Source organism: Streptomyces sp. NPDC093795, from assembly GCF_044764665.1.
Classification (GTDB): domain Bacteria; phylum Actinomycetota; class Actinomycetes; order Streptomycetales; family Streptomycetaceae; genus Streptomyces.
Genome location: NZ_JBIWIO010000010.1, coordinates 294,637 through 311,877 on the forward strand (window position 1 = coordinate 294,637; position 17,241 = coordinate 311,877).

Annotated in this window: 15 protein-coding genes; 10 read left to right on the forward strand and 5 right to left on the reverse strand. The window is 71.4% G+C overall.

Annotated elements, in window-relative coordinates; genetic code table 11:
• Window positions 1-15 precede the first annotated feature (15 nt).
• The 4 genes from ACIRB7_RS26440 (at window position 16) to mutM (ending at window position 2,652) form a co-directional block, all read left to right on the forward strand.
• Window positions 16-669: a YceD family protein gene (locus ACIRB7_RS26440; RefSeq protein ID WP_403603282.1), complete on the forward strand. Its 654-nt coding sequence runs from the start codon at window positions 16-18 to the stop codon at window positions 667-669.
• Between the two features lie 2 nt (window positions 670-671).
• Complete coding sequence (gene rpmF, locus ACIRB7_RS26445; RefSeq protein ID WP_015036448.1) at window positions 672-845, forward strand: 50S ribosomal protein L32; 174 nt, start codon at window positions 672-674, stop codon at window positions 843-845.
• Between the two features lie 20 nt (window positions 846-865).
• Window positions 866-1,678, forward strand: coding sequence for a ribonuclease III (gene rnc / locus ACIRB7_RS26450; protein WP_403603181.1), 813 nt, complete (start codon window positions 866-868; stop codon window positions 1,676-1,678).
• A 113-nt stretch (window positions 1,679-1,791) separates the two neighbouring features.
• Window positions 1,792-2,652, forward strand: a complete 861-nt coding sequence (mutM, locus tag ACIRB7_RS26455; protein ID WP_403603183.1) for a bifunctional DNA-formamidopyrimidine glycosylase/DNA-(apurinic or apyrimidinic site) lyase — start codon at window positions 1,792-1,794, stop codon at window positions 2,650-2,652.
• 28 nt (window positions 2,653-2,680) lie between these two features.
• Here the strand turns inward: mutM and ACIRB7_RS26460 are convergent, their stop codons facing one another.
• On the reverse strand, window positions 2,681-3,067 hold the full coding sequence (locus ACIRB7_RS26460) for a winged helix-turn-helix transcriptional regulator (protein WP_403603185.1): 387 nt from the start codon (window positions 3,065-3,067) through the stop codon (window positions 2,681-2,683).
• Between the two features lie 103 nt (window positions 3,068-3,170).
• Window positions 3,171-4,139, reverse strand: a complete 969-nt coding sequence (locus ACIRB7_RS26465; protein ID WP_403603187.1) for a CAP domain-containing protein — start codon at window positions 4,137-4,139, stop codon at window positions 3,171-3,173.
• Window positions 4,140-4,348: 209 nt separating this feature from the next.
• On the opposite strand from ACIRB7_RS26465, the gene ACIRB7_RS26470 reads away from it, so the two are divergent.
• From ACIRB7_RS26470 to ACIRB7_RS26485, 4 genes are all read left to right on the forward strand, one after another.
• Complete coding sequence (locus ACIRB7_RS26470) at window positions 4,349-4,630, forward strand: acylphosphatase (RefSeq protein ID WP_403603189.1); 282 nt, start codon at window positions 4,349-4,351, stop codon at window positions 4,628-4,630.
• 391 nt (window positions 4,631-5,021) lie between these two features.
• Complete coding sequence (locus tag ACIRB7_RS26475; RefSeq protein WP_030206333.1) at window positions 5,022-5,240, forward strand: hypothetical protein; 219 nt, start codon at window positions 5,022-5,024, stop codon at window positions 5,238-5,240.
• Window positions 5,241-5,529: 289 nt separating this feature from the next.
• On the forward strand, window positions 5,530-9,093 hold the full coding sequence (smc, locus tag ACIRB7_RS26480; protein WP_403603191.1) for a chromosome segregation protein SMC: 3,564 nt from the start codon (window positions 5,530-5,532) through the stop codon (window positions 9,091-9,093).
• Window positions 9,094-9,271: 178 nt separating this feature from the next.
• Window positions 9,272-10,705 carry a sugar porter family MFS transporter gene (locus ACIRB7_RS26485; protein ID WP_403603193.1) on the forward strand — a complete coding sequence of 478 codons (1,434 nt, stop codon included), beginning with the start codon at window positions 9,272-9,274 and terminating at the stop codon, window positions 10,703-10,705.
• Window positions 10,706-10,794: 89 nt separating this feature from the next.
• On the opposite strand, the gene ACIRB7_RS26490 is transcribed toward ACIRB7_RS26485, so the two are convergent.
• Complete coding sequence (locus tag ACIRB7_RS26490; protein WP_403603195.1) at window positions 10,795-11,766, reverse strand: LLM class flavin-dependent oxidoreductase; 972 nt, start codon at window positions 11,764-11,766, stop codon at window positions 10,795-10,797.
• A gap of 58 nt (window positions 11,767-11,824) precedes the next feature.
• A complete protein-coding gene (locus ACIRB7_RS26495; protein WP_403603197.1) occupies window positions 11,825-13,282 on the reverse strand; it encodes a cytosine permease in 1,458 nt (485 codons plus the stop codon).
• 85 nt (window positions 13,283-13,367) lie between these two features.
• Between ACIRB7_RS26495 and ftsY the strand changes: the two genes are divergently transcribed.
• Window positions 13,368-14,597 (forward strand): signal recognition particle-docking protein FtsY, encoded by a 1,230-nt coding sequence (gene ftsY, locus ACIRB7_RS26500; RefSeq protein ID WP_403603199.1) that lies wholly within the window; start codon window positions 13,368-13,370, stop codon window positions 14,595-14,597.
• A gap of 65 nt (window positions 14,598-14,662) precedes the next feature.
• Here the strand turns inward: ftsY and ACIRB7_RS26505 are convergent, their stop codons facing one another.
• A complete protein-coding gene (locus tag ACIRB7_RS26505) occupies window positions 14,663-15,316 on the reverse strand; it encodes a bifunctional DNA primase/polymerase (RefSeq protein ID WP_403603201.1) in 654 nt (217 codons plus the stop codon).
• Window positions 15,317-15,742: 426 nt separating this feature from the next.
• On the opposite strand from ACIRB7_RS26505, the gene ACIRB7_RS26510 reads away from it, so the two are divergent.
• Window positions 15,743-17,218, forward strand: coding sequence for a hypothetical protein (locus tag ACIRB7_RS26510; protein WP_403603203.1), 1,476 nt, complete (start codon window positions 15,743-15,745; stop codon window positions 17,216-17,218).
• The last annotated feature ends 23 nt before the right edge of the window (window positions 17,219-17,241 follow it).

Consider the following 17,241-nt stretch of genomic DNA (forward strand, 5'->3'; position numbering starts at 1 on the left):
AAAGCAGGAAGAGCCCTGAGCACGCGCCTCGACCACCGCAACCCCCTCGTGTTCGACACACACGAGCTGGGGCGGCGTCCTGGTGCCCTCCAGCGGATCTCGCGTTCGATCGAGGCCCCCAGGGACCTGGGCGTCGAAGGAGTGATCGGAGTGCCCGAGGGCGCTCCGGTGGACATCGATCTCCGTCTCGAGTCGGTCATGGAAGGGGTGCTTGTCACAGGCACCGCCCGTGCATCGGCCGAGGGGGAGTGCGTAAGGTGTCTGGAGCCCGTCGAGCTCGAGCTCGACGTGGACTTCCAGGAGATGTTCTCGTACCCCGACTCCGACGACCGGGGCCGCTCGAAGGCGGCCGCGGACGACGAAGCCGAGGAAGACGAGGACATGATCCCCCTCGAGGACGGCATGTTCGACCTCGAACCCATGCTGCGTGATGCGGTGGTGCTCGCACTGCCGATGCAGCCGGTGTGCCGGGAGGACTGTGCAGGCCTGTGTTCCCAGTGTGGAACCAACCTGAACGAGAACCCGGACCACCACCACGACGTCGCCGACATTCGTTGGGCGGCGCTGCAGGGACTCGCCGGTTCGCTGGGAACCGATGAGAAGGACAACATGAGCGGCAAAGCCTCTGACGGGGACGTCCGAAGCGCCGCCGAGAAGCAGGAGAAGTAGCCGTGGCTGTTCCGAAGCGGAAGATGTCGCGCAGCAACACGCGCCACCGCCGGTCGCAGTGGAAGGCTGCGGTCCCCACCCTGGTTTCGTGTGAGCGTTGCCAGGAGCCGAAGCTGCAGCACATCGCGTGCCCGAGCTGCGGCACCTACAACAAGCGCCAGGTCCTCTCGGTCTGATTGGGCTGGTGAGAGGCGCAATGTCTGAGTCCCGCAAGACGGACGACAAGACGGACCATGCCTCGTCCCACACGCTTCTGGAAGGGCGGCTCGGCTACAAGCTCGAGTCCGCCCTTCTGGTGCGTGCGCTGACCCACCGTTCGTTCGCGTACGAGAACGGCGGTCTGCCCACCAACGAGCGTCTGGAGTTCCTCGGGGACTCCGTGCTCGGCCTGGTGGTCACGGACACGCTGTACCGCACCCACCCCGACCTGCCGGAAGGCCAGCTGGCCAAACTGCGGGCCGCGGTGGTCAACTCGCGTGCGCTGGCGGCCGTGGGGCGCGAACTCGAACTCGGCTCCTTCATCCGGCTCGGCCGGGGCGAAGAGGGCACGGGTGGCCGGGACAAGGCGTCCATCCTCGCCGACACCCTTGAAGCGGTGATCGGCGCGGTCTATCTCGACCAGGGCCTCGAGGCGGCGTCCGAGCTGGTGCACCGGCTCTTCGACCCGCTGATCGAGAAGTCCTCGAACCTCGGTGCGGGCCTGGACTGGAAGACCAGTCTCCAGGAGCTCACCGCGGCCGAGGGCCTGGGCGTGCCGGAGTACCTCGTCTCCGAAGAGGGCCCCGACCACGAGAAGATCTTCACTGCTGCCGCCCGCGTCGGTGGTGTCTCGTACGGCACCGGCACCGGCCGCAGCAAGAAGGAAGCGGAACAGCAGGCGGCGGAGTCCGCGTGGCGCGCGATTCGCGCGGCCGCGGACGAACGCGCGGCGGCGGCGAAGGCCGCGGCCGAGGCGGGAACGGGAGAGGTCGCCGACCCCTCTCCGACCGTCCACCGGGCGTCGGCCTGACGGCCCGCACCCGTCGCTTCCCGGGAACCCCGCCCCAGGGCGGGGTTCTCGCATGTCCGGGTACCGGCCCCCGGTAGGGTTGAAGCGCTGTCGAAGACGTCCTGAGGAGTGCCGTGCCCGAGCTGCCCGAGGTCGAGGTCGTACGGCGAGGTCTGGAGCGCTGGATCGCCGGGCGGACCGTGACCGAGGTCGAGGTGCTCCACCCGAGGGCCGTCCGGCGTCACCTGGCGGGCGGCGCCGACTTCGCGGCCCGGCTGAAGGGGCAGCGGTTCGAGGTGGCGCGGCGGCGCGGCAAGTACCTGTGGCTGCCGCTGGCCGACACCGGGACCTCCGTTCTCGGCCACCTCGGTATGAGCGGGCAGCTGCTCGTCCAGCCGGAGAAGGCCCTCGACGAGAAGCACCTGCGGATCCGGATCCGCTTCGACGACGCCGCCGGCACCGAGCTCCGCTTCGTCGACCAGCGCACCTTCGGCGGGCTCTCGCTCCACGACCAGACCCCCGACGGGCTGCCGGACGTCATCGGGCACATCGCCCGCGACCCCCTGGACCCCGAGTTCGACGACGCCGTCTTCCTGAGCGCGCTGCGCCTGCGCCGTACGACCGTCAAGCGGGCGCTCCTCGACCAGTCGCTGATCAGCGGCGTCGGCAACATCTACGCCGACGAGGCACTCTGGCGGTCCCGGCTGCACTACGACCGGCCGGCCGGGACACTGACGCGACCGCGCTCGGCCGAGCTCCTCGGGCACGTCAGGGACGTGATGAACGAGGCACTCGCCGTCGGCGGCACCAGCTTCGACAGCCTGTACGTGAACGTCAACGGCGAGTCCGGCTACTTCGACCGCTCCCTCGACGCCTACGGGCGGGAGGACGAGCCCTGTCGCCGCTGCGGTACGCCGATGCGGCGGCGGCCCTGGATGAACCGCTCCAGCTACTTCTGCCCGCGCTGCCAGCGCCCGCCGCGCGTGACGCTGTAGGGGAGGGGCGCGAGGCGATGGCCGAGGTTCAGGCGGTGGCCGGAGCCGCGCGCTCCGCGTCGTAACTCTCCCGGGCCGCCTCGATCTGGGGCATCCGCCCCTCCACCAGCTCGATCAGGCCGACCAGCCGCTCCGCGACCTCGCGGCCGAGCGGGGTGAGCCGGTAGTCGACCCGCGGCGGGTTGGTGGGCTGTGCCTCGCGGTGGACGAGACCGTCGCGCTCCAGCGCGTGCAGGGTCTGCGACAGCATCTTCTCGCTGACGCCGTCGATCCGTCGCCGCAGCTCGTTGAAGCGGAACGTCCCGTCGTGCAGCGCGCCCAGCGCCAGGCCGCCCCAGCGGCCCGTCACGTGTTCGAGCGTCCCGCGCGAGGGGCAGGCCCGCGCGAACACGTCGTAGGCGAGGTCGTCAGTCATACTGTCCACCGTACTCCCGTGCAGCGCTTACTTCCAGGGGTGCGCTGTCGATGAGTTAGTGCCCTGCCCTGCCCTGCCCTGCCCTGCCCGTGGCCGTACGGGCTCAGTAGCCGAAGTTCTGCGTCCACCAAGGGCCGCCGTCGCCGAAGTGGACGCCGACGCCCAGGGTGGTGAAGTCGCAGTTCAGGATGTTGGCGCGGTGGCCGTCGCTGTTCATCCAGGACTCCATCACGGCCGCCGCGTCCGCCTGGCCGCGGGCTATGTTCTCGCCGCCCAGACCCGAGACGCCCGCCTTCTCGGCGCGCGCCCACGGGGTGTTCCCGTCCGGGTCCGTGTGGTCGAAGAAGCCGCGGGCCGCCATGTCCGAGCTGTACGCCCCGGCCAGCGCGGCCAGCTGCGCGCTCGCGCTGACGGCGGAGCAGCCCACCTTGGCACGCTCGACGTTGACCAGGCGGAGGACCTCGGCCTCGGCGGCCTCGGCCCGGTCGGAGGTGGAGGGGGTCGAGGTCTTCTCGACCGGGGCCTCGGTCGTCGGGTCCGGCTTCGGCGCGGGGGCCTTCGTGGAGGGTGCGACCGTGATCCTCGGCGTCGCGGGCGCGGTCTGCGCGGGCTTGGTGGCCCTGGGGGTCTTGGGAGCGGCCGGCTTGGTCGGAGTCGGCGTCGCCTTCGGGGTCGGCTTCGTGGACGGGGTGGTCGACGGCTTGGCCGACGCCTTGCCGCGGTCCGTACCCGTGCTCGATCCCGTACGCGCGCCCGTGCCGTCGCCGGTGGAGGCGGAGTCGCCCGTCGGGGTCTGGGTGGCCCCGCCCTGTGTCGTCAGCTCCGGGGCCTGCCGGGACTGGCTCGGCCGCTCGGTCGTGCCGGCGCTGCCGACCGTGAACGTGTCCCCGCCCGGCAGCAGGCCGGTCGCGACGGCGACGGCGCCCATCGCGACCGCGGCGGAGGCGCCGAGCAGGCCGGTGCGGACGGGCGCGCCGCGACGCTTGCGGCGGGCACCCCGGTGCCCGCGGTCCGTACCGGCCGCGTACTCTTCTGCGGCGGGTGCGGCTCCGGCGCGACGGTGGCGTCCCATCTGCTCTGCCTTCCTCTGTTGGTGCTGCTGGGTGTGCTGGTTCGACCGGGCTTTGCTGGAACTTTGCTGATCTTTGCTGTCGGTGCCGTTCCGGGCCACCAGTCGAACAGTGCGCGCCCGAACGGGTGAGGCGTGTTCGGTCGGGACTGTAGCCCATGCGCGCCGGGGGTGAAGTGCTCATCGGGCAATCCGCCCGCTAGCGTGCAGTCATGAACGACGACGTACGGATGACCGCCTGGGTGCGCGGCCGGGTACAGGGAGTGGGCTTCCGCTGGTTCACCAGGGCAAACGCCTTGGAGATCGGCGGCCTGGTGGGCTTCGCCCTGAACCTCGACGACGGCCGTGTGCAGGTGGTGGCCGAAGGGGCGCGTGAGAATTGCCACCGTCTCCTCGCCTGGCTCCACTCCACCGACACACCCGGGCGTGTGGACGGCGTCACTGAGATCTGGGCCACCCCGCGCGGCGGCTACGACAGCTTCGCCATCCGCTGAGGGCCTCCGCGCCGCGACCCCGTCCGGTGACCGAGAGGGGCGCCGGGAGGACGGCCGGTAACAGGCGTCTGACGAGCAAAGCCCCTGGTGGTTGCCAAGAAGCGTCCGCCGTGGAAGGCTGCCCGGTAAGGATGATCGCGACGCCCTGAGGCACCGAGTCTGCGAGCCCCCGCCGCCCCCTGGGCGGCCCGGGACTCCTCGGTCGCCCCTGCGAACGGGGCGTGATCGTGTTGACCGTCAAACTTTTTGGTGAGACTCTGGAAGCCCCGCGCACCTTAGCTGTTTGGCAGTGGAACGGGCACGACAGAGCAGTACTGCCGAGCACCGCGGGTGCGAATCCCTCACGACCCAACCGCTTCGGTCGGTCACTCATTGTGGAGGACCATCCATCATGGCAAAGGCGCTTCTCGGTTACGTCGGCGGCTCCGACCCGCGACTCCTCGCCGAGATGCGACGGCTTCAGCAGCGCGTCCAGGACCTCGAATCCGAGCTGGTACGGATCCAGTCCGAGAACGACTCGCTTGCCGCTGCCGCCGCTCATCACCAGGGAGAGTCGCTGCTGAACAGCATCGACCTCGACGTACCCCAGGCGGAGCCTGCGCTCACCTGACAACCCAGCCCCGAGGGGCCAGGTGGGAAACACTCACGCCGGCACAGCCCGACCGGTACATCCGGTCCGGTACAGCCGACTGGTACATCCACGTCGGCAGGGCCGACTGCTCCATCAGACCGGCAGAGCCGACCGGTAGATCAGGACGGCCCAGCCGGGCATGCAAGGGACGCTTCGGCGTCCCTTCTTTGTTTCACCCGTCGTTCCCCCCACGTCCCACCCCTCTCCACCGAGGATCTGCCCTGCGCCTTCGCAGGTGAAACGCGCGGCCCCCGGTAGAGTCCCCGGGGTGCACCTCAAGGCCCTGACCCTCCGCGGATTCAAGTCGTTCGCCTCGGCCACCACCCTGCGGTTCGAGCCAGGAATCACCTGTGTCGTGGGCCCCAACGGATCGGGCAAGTCCAACGTCGTGGACGCCCTCTCCTGGGTCATGGGCGAGCAGGGCGCCAAGTCGCTGCGCGGCGGCAAGATGGAGGACGTCATCTTCGCCGGCACGACCGGGCGCCCGCCGCTCGGCCGCGCCGAGGTCTCCCTCACCATCGACAACTCCGACGGCGCGCTGCCCATCGACTACGCCGAGGTCACCCTCACCCGGATCATGTTCCGCGGCGGCAGCAGCGAGTACCAGATCAACGGCGACACCTGCCGGCTGCTCGACTTCCAGGACCTGCTCTCCGACTCCGGCATCGGACGCGAGATGCACGTCATCGTCGGACAGGGGCAGCTCGACTCCGTGCTGCACGCCGACCCGATGGGCCGCCGCGCCTTCATCGAGGAGGCCGCCGGCGTCCTCAAGCACCGCAAGCGCAAGGAGAAGGCGCTGCGGAAGCTCGACGCGATGCAGGCCAACCTCGCGCGCGTGCAGGACCTCACCGACGAACTCCGCCGCCAGCTCAAGCCCCTCGGCCGACAGGCCGCCGTCGCCCGCCGCGCCGTCGTCATCCAGGCCGACCTGCGCGACGCACGGCTCCGCATCCTCGCCGACGACCTCGTCCACCTCCAGCAGGCCCTCCACGCCGAGGTCGCCGACGAAGCGGCCCTCCTCGCCCGCAAGGAGGCCACCGAGAACGAGCTGCGGACCGCGCTGGCCCGCGAGGCGGAGCTCGAAGCGGAGGCCCGCGCCCTCGTGCCCCGCCTGGAGCGCGCCCAGGAGAACTGGTACGCCCTCTCCCAGCTCGCCGAACGCGTCCGCGGCACCGTCTCCCTCGCCGACGCGCGCGTGAAGAGCGCCACCGCCGCGCCCACCGAGGAGCGCCGCGGCCGCGACCCGGAGGACCTGGAGCGGGAGGCGGCCCGGGTCCGCGAGCAGGAGGCGGAACTGGAAGCCGCCCTGGAGGCCGCCGAGCGCGCCCTCGACGACACCGTCGCCCACCGCGCCGAGCTTGAACAGGCGCTCGCCGCCGAGGAACGCCGCCTCAAGGACCTCGCCCGCGCCCTCGCCGACCGGCGCGAAGGCCTCGCCCGCCTCCACGGCCAGGTCAACGCGGCCCGCTCGCGCGCCGCCTCCGCCCAGGCCGAGATCGACCGGCTCGCCACCGCCCGCGACGAGGCGGGGGAGCGGGCGGCCACCGCCCAGGAGGAGTACGAACAGCTCCAGGCGGAGGTCGAAGGACTCGACGCGGCGGACACCGCGCAGGCGGAGCGCCACGAGGCCGCCCGTCGCGAACTGGCCGACGCCGAGGCCGCGCTGAGCGCCGCCCGCGAGGCCGCCGGCGCCGCCGAACGCAGCCGCGCCGCGACCCGCGCACGACACGACACCCTCGCCCTCGGGCTGCGCCGCAAGGACGGCACCGGCGCGCTGCTCACCGCGGGGCTCAGCGGAATCCTCGGCCCGGCGGCGGAACTCCTCACCGTCACCCCGGGGTACGAGATCCCCGTCGCCGCCGCCCTCGGAGCCGCCGCCGACGCGGTCGCGGCCACCGGGCCCTCCGCCGCCGTCGAAGCCCTCAGGCTGCTGCGCAAGCAGGACGCGGGCCGCGCCGCCCTGCTCCTGACCGGAGCCCCGGAACCGGCACCCCGCCCGGCCGCCGAAGGGCACCCGTACGCCGCCGACCTCGTGCGAGGTCCCGTCGAACTCATGGGCGCCGTCAGCCGGTTGCTCGCCGGAGTCGTGGTCGTCGGAGACCTGGACGAGGCCGCCGAGCTGGTCAGGACCCGGCCCGCGCTGACCGCCGTCACCGCGGAGGGCGACCTGCTCGGGGCCCACTTCGCGCGCGGAGGCTCCGCGGGGGCCCCGAGCCTGCTCGAAGTCCAGGCCTCGGTGGCCGAGGCCGCCGCCGAGCTCGACGAACTGGCCGTACGGTGCCAGGAGTCGGCCACGGCCCAGCGCGAGGCCGACGAGCGCCGCCGTACCGCCGCCGCACTCGTCGAGGAACTCGACACCCTTCGCCGTACCGCCGAGCGCGAGAAGTCGGCCGTCGCCAAGGAACTCGGGCGGCTCGCCGGGCAGGCCAGGGCGGCGGCGGGGGAGGCCGAGCGGAGCGCCGCGGCGGCCGCACGCGCCCAGGATGCCCTGGAGAAGGCGACCGCCGAGGCGGAGGAGCTGGCCGAACGGCTCCTCGTGGCCGAGGAGGCCGTCGCGTCCGGGGACGGCGGGGACGAGGAACCCGACACCACCGCCCGCGACCGGCTCGCGCTCGACGGCTCTCACGCGCGCCAGACCGAGATGGAGGCGCGGCTCCAGGTCCGTACCCACGAGGAGCGGGTCAAGGCGCTCGCCGGCCGCGCCGATTCGCTCGACCGGGCGGCCCGCGCCGAACGGGAGGCACGCGCGCGTGCCGAGCAGCGGCGGGCCCGGCTGCGCCACGAGGAGCGGGTCGCGGGCGCGGTCGCCGCCGGCGCCCGGAGCCTCCTGGCCCATGTCGAGGTGTCGCTGGTCCGTGCCGAGCGGGAGCGGGTGGCGGCCCAGGCGGCCCGCGCCGACCGCGAGGAGGGCCTGACGGCCGCCCGGGTCCGGGGCCGGGACCTCAAGGCCGAGCTCGACAAGCTGACCGACTCCGTCCACCGGGGCGAGGTCCTCGGCGCCGAGAAGCGGCTGCGGATCGAGCAGTTGGAGGCGAAGGCCCTGGACGAGTTCGGGGTGGAGGCGGTCGCCCTCGTCGCCGAGTACGGTCCGGACCAGCCCGTGCCCCCGTCGCCGACCGTCGAGGGGGCCGACGAGGGGGCGGAGGAGGCCGATGGCGCGGCTGCCGGGCCGCGCCCCTTCATCCGTTCGGAGCAGGAGAAGCGGCTCAGGGCCGCCGAGAGGGCGTACCACCAGCTCGGCAAGGTCAACCCGCTGGCCCTGGAGGAGTTCGCGGCCCTGGAGGAACGGCACCGCTTCCTGTCCGAGCAGCTGGAGGACCTGAAGAAGACCCGGACCGACCTGCTTCAGGTCGTGAAGGAGGTCGACCTGCGGGTCGAGCAGGTCTTCACCGAGGCGTACCGGGACACGGCCCGTGAGTTCGAGGGTGTCTTCTCGCGGCTCTTCCCGGGCGGCGAGGGCCGGCTGATCCTCACCGATCCCGAGAACATGCTCACCACGGGCGTCGAGGTGGAGGCCCGCCCGCCGGGCAAGAAGGTCAAGCGGCTCTCGCTGCTCTCGGGCGGTGAGCGTTCACTCACCGCCGTGGCGCTGCTCGTGTCGATCTTCAAGGCACGGCCGAGCCCGTTCTACGTGATGGACGAGGTCGAGGCGGCGCTCGACGACACCAACCTCCAGCGGCTGATCCGGATCATGCGGGAGCTCCAGGAGTCCTCGCAGCTGATCGTGATCACGCACCAGAAGCGGACGATGGAGGTCGCGGACGCGCTCTACGGCGTTTCCATGCAGGGCGACGGGGTATCCAAGGTCATCAGTCAGCGACTGCGCTAACGGTCCGTTCAAGTGTTGAAGTCATGTAGGCCTGCCGTGCTCATAAAGTCACACGACATCGGGTATTGACTTCGAAACTTGAAGGCATAGTCTCTGCAACGTTGCTTTTACCTTCACGTGGTGGGCGGCGTGAAGTTGTGCGCCACTGGAAGGGCTTTCCCCCCACCGAGGAGTCCATGTGACCAACACCGCGCAGGCGCCCACGCCGCCGCCTTCCCAAGGCCGAGCCGCCCACCCGGACCACCTCGGCCACGTCATCTTCATCACGGCGTCCGCCGCGATGGGCGGTTTCCTCTTCGGCTACGACAGCTCCGTCATCAACGGCGCCGTCGAAGCGATCCGGGACCGCTACGACATCGGCTCCGGCACCCTCGCGCAGGTCATCGCCGTCGCCCTGATCGGCTGTGCCATCGGCGCCGCCACCGCCGGCCGGATCGCCGACCGCATCGGCCGCATCCGCTGCATGCAGATCTCCGCCGTGCTCTTCGCCGTCAGCGCCGTGGGCTCCGCCCTCCCCTTCGCGCTCTGGGACCTGGCCTTCTGGCGGGTCATCGGCGGCTTCGCCATCGGCATGGCCTCCGTGATCGGCCCCGCCTACATCGCCGAGGTCGCCCCCGCCGCGTACCGCGGCCGCCTCGGCTCCTTCCAGCAGGCCGCGATCGTCATCGGCATCGCCATCTCCCAGCTGGTCAACTACGGCATCCTCCAGCTCGCCGACGGCGACCAGCGCGGTGAGATCGGCGGCCTGGAAGCCTGGCAGTGGATGCTCGGCGTGATGGTCGTGCCCGCCGTCCTGTACGGCATGCTCTCCTTCGCCATCCCCGAGTCCCCGCGCTTCCTCATCTCCGTCGGCAAGACCGACCGGGCCAAGGAGGTGCTCGCCGAGGTCGAGGGCCACGGCGTCGACCTCGACCGCCGCGTCGCCGAGATCGACCGGGCCATGCGCAGCGAGCACAAGTCGACGTTCAAGGACCTGCTCGTCGCCGGCGGCCGCTTCAAGCTGCTGCCCATCGTCTGGGTCGGCATCGGACTCTCCGTCTTCCAGCAGCTCGTCGGCATCAACGTCGCCTTCTACTACTCCGCGACGCTCTGGCAGTCCGTCGGCATCGACCCGTCGAGCTCGTTCTTCTACTCCTTCACCACGTCGATCATCAACATCATCGGCACCGTGATCGCGATGGTCCTGGTCGACCGGGTCGGCCGCAAGCCGCTCGCGCTCGTCGGCTCCATCGGCATGGCGGTCGCCCTCGCCTTCGAGGCCTGGGCCTTCTCCGCCGACCTCGTCGACGGCAAGCTCCCCGAGACCCAGGGTGTCGTGGCGCTCGTCGCCGCCCATGTCTTCGTGCTCTTCTTCGCCCTCTCGTGGGGCGTGGTGGTCTGGGTCTTCCTCGGCGAGATGTTCCCCAACCGGATCCGCGCCGCCGCCCTCGGCGTCGCCGCCTCCGCCCAGTGGATCGCCAACTGGGCCATCACCGCCAGCTTCCCGTCCCTCGCGGACTGGAACCTCTCCGGCACGTACGTCATCTACACGGTCTTCGCCGTGCTCTCGATCCCCTTCGTGCTCAAGTACGTCAAGGAGACCAAGGGCAAGGCGTTGGAGGAGATGGGCTAAACCCCGCTGCCCCGCTCCTCTTTCACGGAGACTGCCCCGGCCCGAGGCTCACGCCTTGAGCCGGGGCAGTACGCCGTGGGCCCAGGCCCTCACGCCGTCAGCCGTGGCAGTACGCCGTCGCAGAACAGCCGCAGGCTCCGCCAGCCCTCCTCGACCGGCATCCCGCCGCACAGCGGATGCAGCACCAGGCTCTCCAGACCGAGCGTCAGGCACTCCTCGGGCGTGACGACCCGGTACACCCCCTCCGCGCGCAGCTCCGCCACCGTCGTCGCCGCCGACCGCACCGCCGAGCGGATGTCCTTCGACTGCCAGGAGGCGTACGTCCTGGCCTCGTGCAGGAAGTGCTCCCCGTACGCGGCCCAGGTCCGGTCCGGGTCCTCCGACAGGTGCAGCAGCGGGGTCTCCTCGGCCGGCATCATCGTCCACCCCTCCGTGCCGTACTCGGCGCACCGCTCCCGGTAGTACGCCTCGAGCTCCGGCAGGTGCGCGCTCGGGAAGAACGGCAGCCCCAGCCGGGCCGCCCGCCGCGCCGCCGCCCGCGACGAACCGCCGACCAGGAGCAGCGGACGCGGCTGGGTGAAGGGCCGCGGGGTGACCCGTACCGTACGCCCCTGATACGTGAACGGCTCCCCGGTCCACGCCGTGAGCAGCGTCTCGAGGAGCAGGTCCTGGAGCTTGCCGCGCCGGCCCCAGTCGACCCCGCGCTCCTCGTACTCCTCCGGCCGGTAGCCGATGCCGGCGACCGTCACCAGACGGCCCCGGCTCAGCAGGTCCAGGACCGCGATGTCCTCGGCGAGCCGCAGCGGGTCGTGCAGCGGGCCGATGATCGCCGAGACGGTGACGGCGATCCTCTCCGTGGCGCCGAAGACCGCGCCCGCGAAGGCGAAGGGGGAGGGCAGCCAGTTGTTCGCGACCCCGTGGTGCTCCTCGGTCTGGACCGTGTCGACCCCGTGGGTGTCGGCGTACGCCGCCATGGCGAGGGCGGCCCGGTAGCGCTCCGAGAGGGACTCCGGGGTGGCGCGGGGATCGACGAGGTTGAACCGTACGACTGTGAAGGGCATGGAAAGTCCCCCTCCGCGGGTGGGATGCCGGCGAAGGGGGACGGTAGCTGACGCAGCGTCAGATGGAAACGGTCTCGCGCGCCCCGACGTCCTCGGCCGGAGCCTTCTCGGGCGTCCGCGGCAGTACGGCGTACAGCGCGCCGGCCATCACGATCGTCACCGCCCAGCCCAGACCGTTCCCGCCGATCCAGGAGGAGGCGAGCGGACCGGCGAACCAGTCGACCTTGGTGAACAGCAGGCCCACGAGCAGGGCCACGGCCCACGCCGTCATCGCCTGCCAGGCGAAACCGCCCCGGTACCAGTAGGCGCTGGTCCGCGTGGTGTCCATGAGCGCCACCGCGTCGTACGAGCGGCGCCGCAGCATGTCCACCCCGAAGACCCCGATCCAGGCGGAGAACGCGACCGCGAGCAGCGTCAGGAACGAGATGAACGAGCCGATGAAGCTGGTCGCCACGACCATCAGCAGGAAACCGAAGACCAGGCTGATCACCGCGTTCACACTGACCGCCGCCGCCCGCGAGACCTTGATGCCCAGCGTCTGCGCGGTGAAGCCGGCCGAGTACATCGACATCGAGTTGATCAGCAGCATCCCAAGGAGGGCGATCACCAGGTACGGCACGGAGATCCACATCGGAAGCAGCTCACCGATGAAGGAGACCGGGTCCTGCGCCGAGGCCAGGTCCGGCGTCGACACCGCCATCACCGCGCCCATCAGCACCATCGGCAGCACGACGATCCCGGCGCCGCCGACCGTCGAACCGACCATCGCCTTGGAGGAGGCCGTACGCGGCAGATAGCGGGTGAAGTCGGGGCCCGAGGGGACCCAGCTGATGCCGCCGGCCGCGATCGTGCCGATGCCCGCGATCATCATCGCCGTCGAACCGGCCGGCTTGTCGAAGACCGCCGACCAGTCCGTGTTCGCCACCAGATAGACCAGGACGAGCACCGAGAAGGCACCGAAGAGGTACGTGGACCACTTGCTGCACACCCGCAGCGCGTTGATCCCGAGCCCCGAGACCAGGAAGGTGCAGGTGACGAAGAGCAGCAGCGTCACCACGATGAGAAGCGTGTTCGACTTCACGCCGAAGAGCAGGTCGAGCACGGTGAGCACCGCGTAGGCACCCGTCACCGCGTTGATGGTCTCCCAGCCCCAGCGGGCCACCCAGATCAGCGCGCCCGGGAAAAGGTTTCCGCGCTGGCCGAACACGGCCCGCGACAGCGCCATGCCCGGCGCCCCGCCCCGCTTCCCCGCGATCGAGATCAGGCCGACGATCCCGTACGAGAGGACCGGCGCGGCCACCGCGACGGCCAGGACCTGCCAGAAGTTCAGGCCGTTGAAGACGATCAGGCCGGCGCCCATCGTGAGCAACAGCACACTGATGTTCGCGGCGACCCAGGTCGGGAAGAGCTCGCGGACCCGGCCGGTCCGCTCGGCGTCGGGGACGGGTTCGAGACCGCGGGTCTCCATGGCGCCGTCGTGCGTCGCGCCTGCGGCTTCGGAGGCGTCGTGGGGCATGGGGGTACTCCGTACACAAGTGGGGGGACCCACCCAGCGTACGTGCTCCGCCCCCGGGCGCTTCTTGGCCGATACTGGGGGGGTTATGGGAATCGAAATCCTCATCCTTGCCGTCGTCATCGCCGTCGTCGCGCTCGGTGTGACCAGCGGGCTCGTGATCAGCGGCCGCAAGAAGAAGCAGCTGCCGCCGGCCGAGCCGCCGTCCACCACGCCGACCATCACCGCTCCGCCCGCCGAACCGCACGTCGGCGACGAGGCGGAGACCCCCCGGGAGGAACCACGCCGCACGGTCGAGGAGGTCCCGCTCCCCGCCGAGGAGGCCGTCGAGACGCCGGCCGCCGTCGAGGACCCCGTCGTCGCCGAGCCCCCGGCCCCCGCGATCGAGGTCCCGGAGCCCACCGCCGGCCGTCTCGTCCGGCTCCGGGCCCGGCTCGCCCGCTCCCAGAACTCGCTCGGCAAGGGGCTGCTCACGCTCCTGTCCCGCGAGCACCTCGACGAGGACACCTGGGAGGAGATCGAGGACACGCTCCTCACCGCCGACGTCGGCGTCGCTCCCACCCAGGAGCTCGTCGAGCGGCTGCGCGAGCGGGTCAGGGTCCTCGGCACCCGCACCCCGGAGGAGCTGCGCGGGCTGCTCCGCGAGGAGCTCGTCACCCTCCTCGGCCCCGACCTCGACCGCCAGGTGCACACCGAGAGCCCCTCCGACGTCCCGGGCGTGGTCATGGTCGTCGGCGTCAACGGCACCGGCAAGACCACCACCACCGGCAAGCTGGCCCGCGTCCTCGTCGCCGACGGCAAGTCCGTCGTCCTCGGCGCCGCCGACACCTTCCGCGCCGCCGCCGCCGACCAGCTCCAGACCTGGGGCGAGCGCGTCGGTGCCCGGACCATCCGCGGCCCGGAGGGCGGCGACCCGGCGTCGATCGCCTTCGACGCCGTCAAGGAGGGCATCGCGGAGGGCGCCGACGTCGTCCTCATCGACACCGCGGGCCGCCTCCACACCAAGACCGGCCTCATGGACGAGCTCGGCAAGGTCAAGCGGGTCGTCGAGAAGCACGGCCCGCTCGACGAGATCCTCCTCGTCCTCGACGCCACCACCGGCCAGAACGGTCTGATCCAGGCCCGCGTCTTCGCCGAGGTCGTCGACATCACCGGCATCGTGCTCACCAAGCTCGACGGCACCGCCAAGGGCGGCATCGTCATCGCGGTCCAGCGCGAGCTGGGCGTCCCGGTCAAGCTGATCGGCCTGGGCGAGGGCCCGGACGACCTGGCTCCCTTCGAGCCGGGCGCCTTCGTCGACGCCCTGATCGGCGACTGACCCGCGGTCCACGCGCACGCGTGAGGGCCCCCGCCGTATACCGGCGGGGGCCCTCGACGTATGCCTCAGAAGTGCGTGCGGTGGCAGATGTACGCCAGAGTGCCGAGCAGCAGCCGCGCCTGCGGCGGCGCGCCCGCCGTGTCGAGCGTCGGGGGCCGCAGCCAGCGCACCGGACCGAGCCCGCCCAGGTCCGACGGGGGAGCGGTGATGTGGCTGCCGGGCCCCAGGCAGTGCAGGTCCAGATCGGCGTCGTCCCAGCCCATCCGGTACAGCAGCTGCGGCAGCTCCGCCGCGGCGCCCGGCGCCACGAAGAACCGTGCCCGCCCGGTCGGCGTCGCGCACACCGGGCCCAGTGGCAGCCCCATGCGCTCGAGCCGTACGAGCGCCCGTCGGCCCGCCGCCTCCGCGACCTCGATCACGTCGAAGGCCTTGCCGACCGGAAGCATCAGGGCCGCGCCCGGGTACTCCGACCACGCCTTGGCCGCGTCGTCGAGGCCGGCGCCCGCGGGGACCGGCTCCGCGAAGGAGAGGGGGTGCGCGCCCGGGGCCGTACACGCCCGATCCCCGCAGGAGCACTGGCCGGAGGCGCCCCGCGCGCCGGGGACCACGTCCCAGCCCCACAGTCCTGTGTACTCGGCCACCGCTGTGCACTCCGTGGTGCGTACGCGGCGGCGTGCGCCGGACCGCATCTCACGAATGCCGCCGATCGTGAAACCCATGTCCCCTCCAACGGGTCGAGCGCGCCGGTGGTTACGACCCGGAGTGCCGTCGTCACCTCTCGTCACGGTCCGTCGCCACCGATTGGCGCGCGGTCGCTCGTGGGGTGGTGCGGGCCGGTGCGCGCGCCTCTCCGCGCATCCGTCCGCCGACTCCGGTTCGTCGCATGTCAAGTGAATCGCGTTCCATGGGCGGCGAGTTCATTCGAAGGGGTGGCGAATGGTGGCGTTTCTTGAATCGCCCTCGTAGAGCGGTGATCGTAGGATTACTTTCGGTACTCGAAACCTGGGACCGCATGCGCACGCGGGTATGCCGGAGGCAACCAGGTTTCCAGTTCGAAGGAGTGCGAACGCCGGACGGGTGCCGCAAGAGGCGGCATTCTGATAGGGGTTCGCAGGACAGACAATCAGGTGGATGGGGGCGTTCCAGTGGGCGGCAACGGCGCAGACGGTACGACTGCCGGCAAGCGCCCGAACGAGCAGCTGGGCTCGTGGTTCGTGCGCAGCGGCTGGTCGAAGGGCGAACTGGCGCGGCAGGTGAACCGCAGGGCGCGCCAGATGGGCGCGCACCACATCTCCACCGACACCTCGCGGGTGCGCCGCTGGCTCGACGGCGAGCAGCCGCGCGAGCCCATCCCGCGCATCCTCTCCGAGCTGTTCTCCGAGCGCTTCGGCTCCGTCGTCGCCGTCGAGGACCTCGGCCTGCGCACCGCGCACCAGTCGCCCTCCGTGTCGGGCGTCGACCTGCCCTGGGCAGGCCCGCAGACCGTCGCCCTGCTCAGCGAGTTCTCCCGCAGCGACCTCATGCTCGCCCGCCGGGGCTTCCTCGGCTCCTCCCTGTCGCTCGCCGCGGGCCCCGCCCTCATCGAACCGATGCAGCGCTGGCTCGTCCCCACGCCCGTCGGCGACATCGAGCGGCCCGACACCCTCGCCGACGCCCGCCGCCCCAACCGGCTCTCCGAGATCGAACTCGACCTCCTGGAGTCCACCACCGCCATGTTCCGCAAGTGGGACGCCCAGTGCGGCGGCGGACTGCGCCGCAAGGCCGTCGTCGGCCAACTCCACGAGGTCACCGACCTCCTCCAGGAGCACCAGCCGGCCGCCACCGCCAAGCGCCTCTTCACCTGCGCCGCCGAACTCGCCGAACTCGCCGGCTGGATGAGCTACGACGTGGGCCTCCAGCCCACCGCGCAGAAGTACTTCGTGCTCGCCCTGCACGCCGCCAAGGAAGCCGGCGACAAGCCCCTCGGCTCGTACATCCTGTCCTCGATGAGCCGCCAGATGATCCACCTCGGCAGGCCCGACGACGCCCTCGAACTCATCCACCTCGCCCAGTACGGCAGTCGAGACTGCGCCACCGCGCGCACCCAGGCCATGCTGTATGCGATGGAGGCCCGCGCCTACGCCAACATGGGCCAGCCCTCCAAGTGCAAGCGGGCCGTCCGGATGGCCGAGGACACCTTCGCGGACGTCGGCCTCGACGGCGAGCCCGAGCCCGACTGGATCGGCTTCTTCTCCGAGGCCGAGCTCAACGGCGAGAACTCCCACTCCTACCGCGACCTCGCCTACGTCGCCGGGCGCTCCCCGACGTACGCCTCGCTCGCCGAGCCCGTCATGGAGCGGGCCGTCGAGCTCTTCGAGAAGGACCCCGACCACCAGCGGTCGTACGCGCTCAACCTCATCGGCATGGCCACCGTGCACCTCCTCAAGCGCGAGCCCGAGCAGTCCGTCGTCCTGGCGGAGAAGGCCCTCGGGGTGGCCCGCAGCATCCGCTCCGAGCGGGTCAACACCCGGCTCCGCAAGACCGTCGACCACGCCGCCCGCAACTACAGCGACGTCGCCGAGGTCGTCCAGCTCACCGACCGGCTCACCCAGCTGCTGCCCGAGGCCGCCGAAGCGGTCTGACCCCCCCGGCCCGGCCGCACGGG

Bases quoted from the DNA above. Each gene is read 5' to 3' on its own strand.
- ftsY (WP_403603199.1), top strand. From the start codon at position 13,368: ATGGGAATCGAAATCCTCATCCTTGCCGTCGTCATCGCCGTCGTCGCG.
- ACIRB7_RS26475 (WP_030206333.1), top strand. From the start codon at position 5,022: ATGGCAAAGGCGCTTCTCGGTTACGTCGGCGGCTCCGACCCGCGACTC.
- ACIRB7_RS26490 (WP_403603195.1), bottom strand. From the start codon at position 11,766: ATGCCCTTCACAGTCGTACGGTTCAACCTCGTCGATCCCCGCGCCACC.
- ACIRB7_RS26505 (WP_403603201.1), bottom strand. From the start codon at position 15,316: ATGGGTTTCACGATCGGCGGCATTCGTGAGATGCGGTCCGGCGCACGC.
- ACIRB7_RS26465 (WP_403603187.1), bottom strand. From the start codon at position 4,139: ATGGGACGCCACCGTCGCGCCGGAGCCGCACCCGCCGCAGAAGAGTAC.
- ACIRB7_RS26470 (WP_403603189.1), top strand. From the start codon at position 4,349: ATGAACGACGACGTACGGATGACCGCCTGGGTGCGCGGCCGGGTACAG.
- rnc (WP_403603181.1), top strand. From the start codon at position 866: ATGTCTGAGTCCCGCAAGACGGACGACAAGACGGACCATGCCTCGTCC.
- ACIRB7_RS26495 (WP_403603197.1), bottom strand. From the start codon at position 13,282: ATGCCCCACGACGCCTCCGAAGCCGCAGGCGCGACGCACGACGGCGCC.
- ACIRB7_RS26460 (WP_403603185.1), bottom strand. From the start codon at position 3,067: ATGACTGACGACCTCGCCTACGACGTGTTCGCGCGGGCCTGCCCCTCG.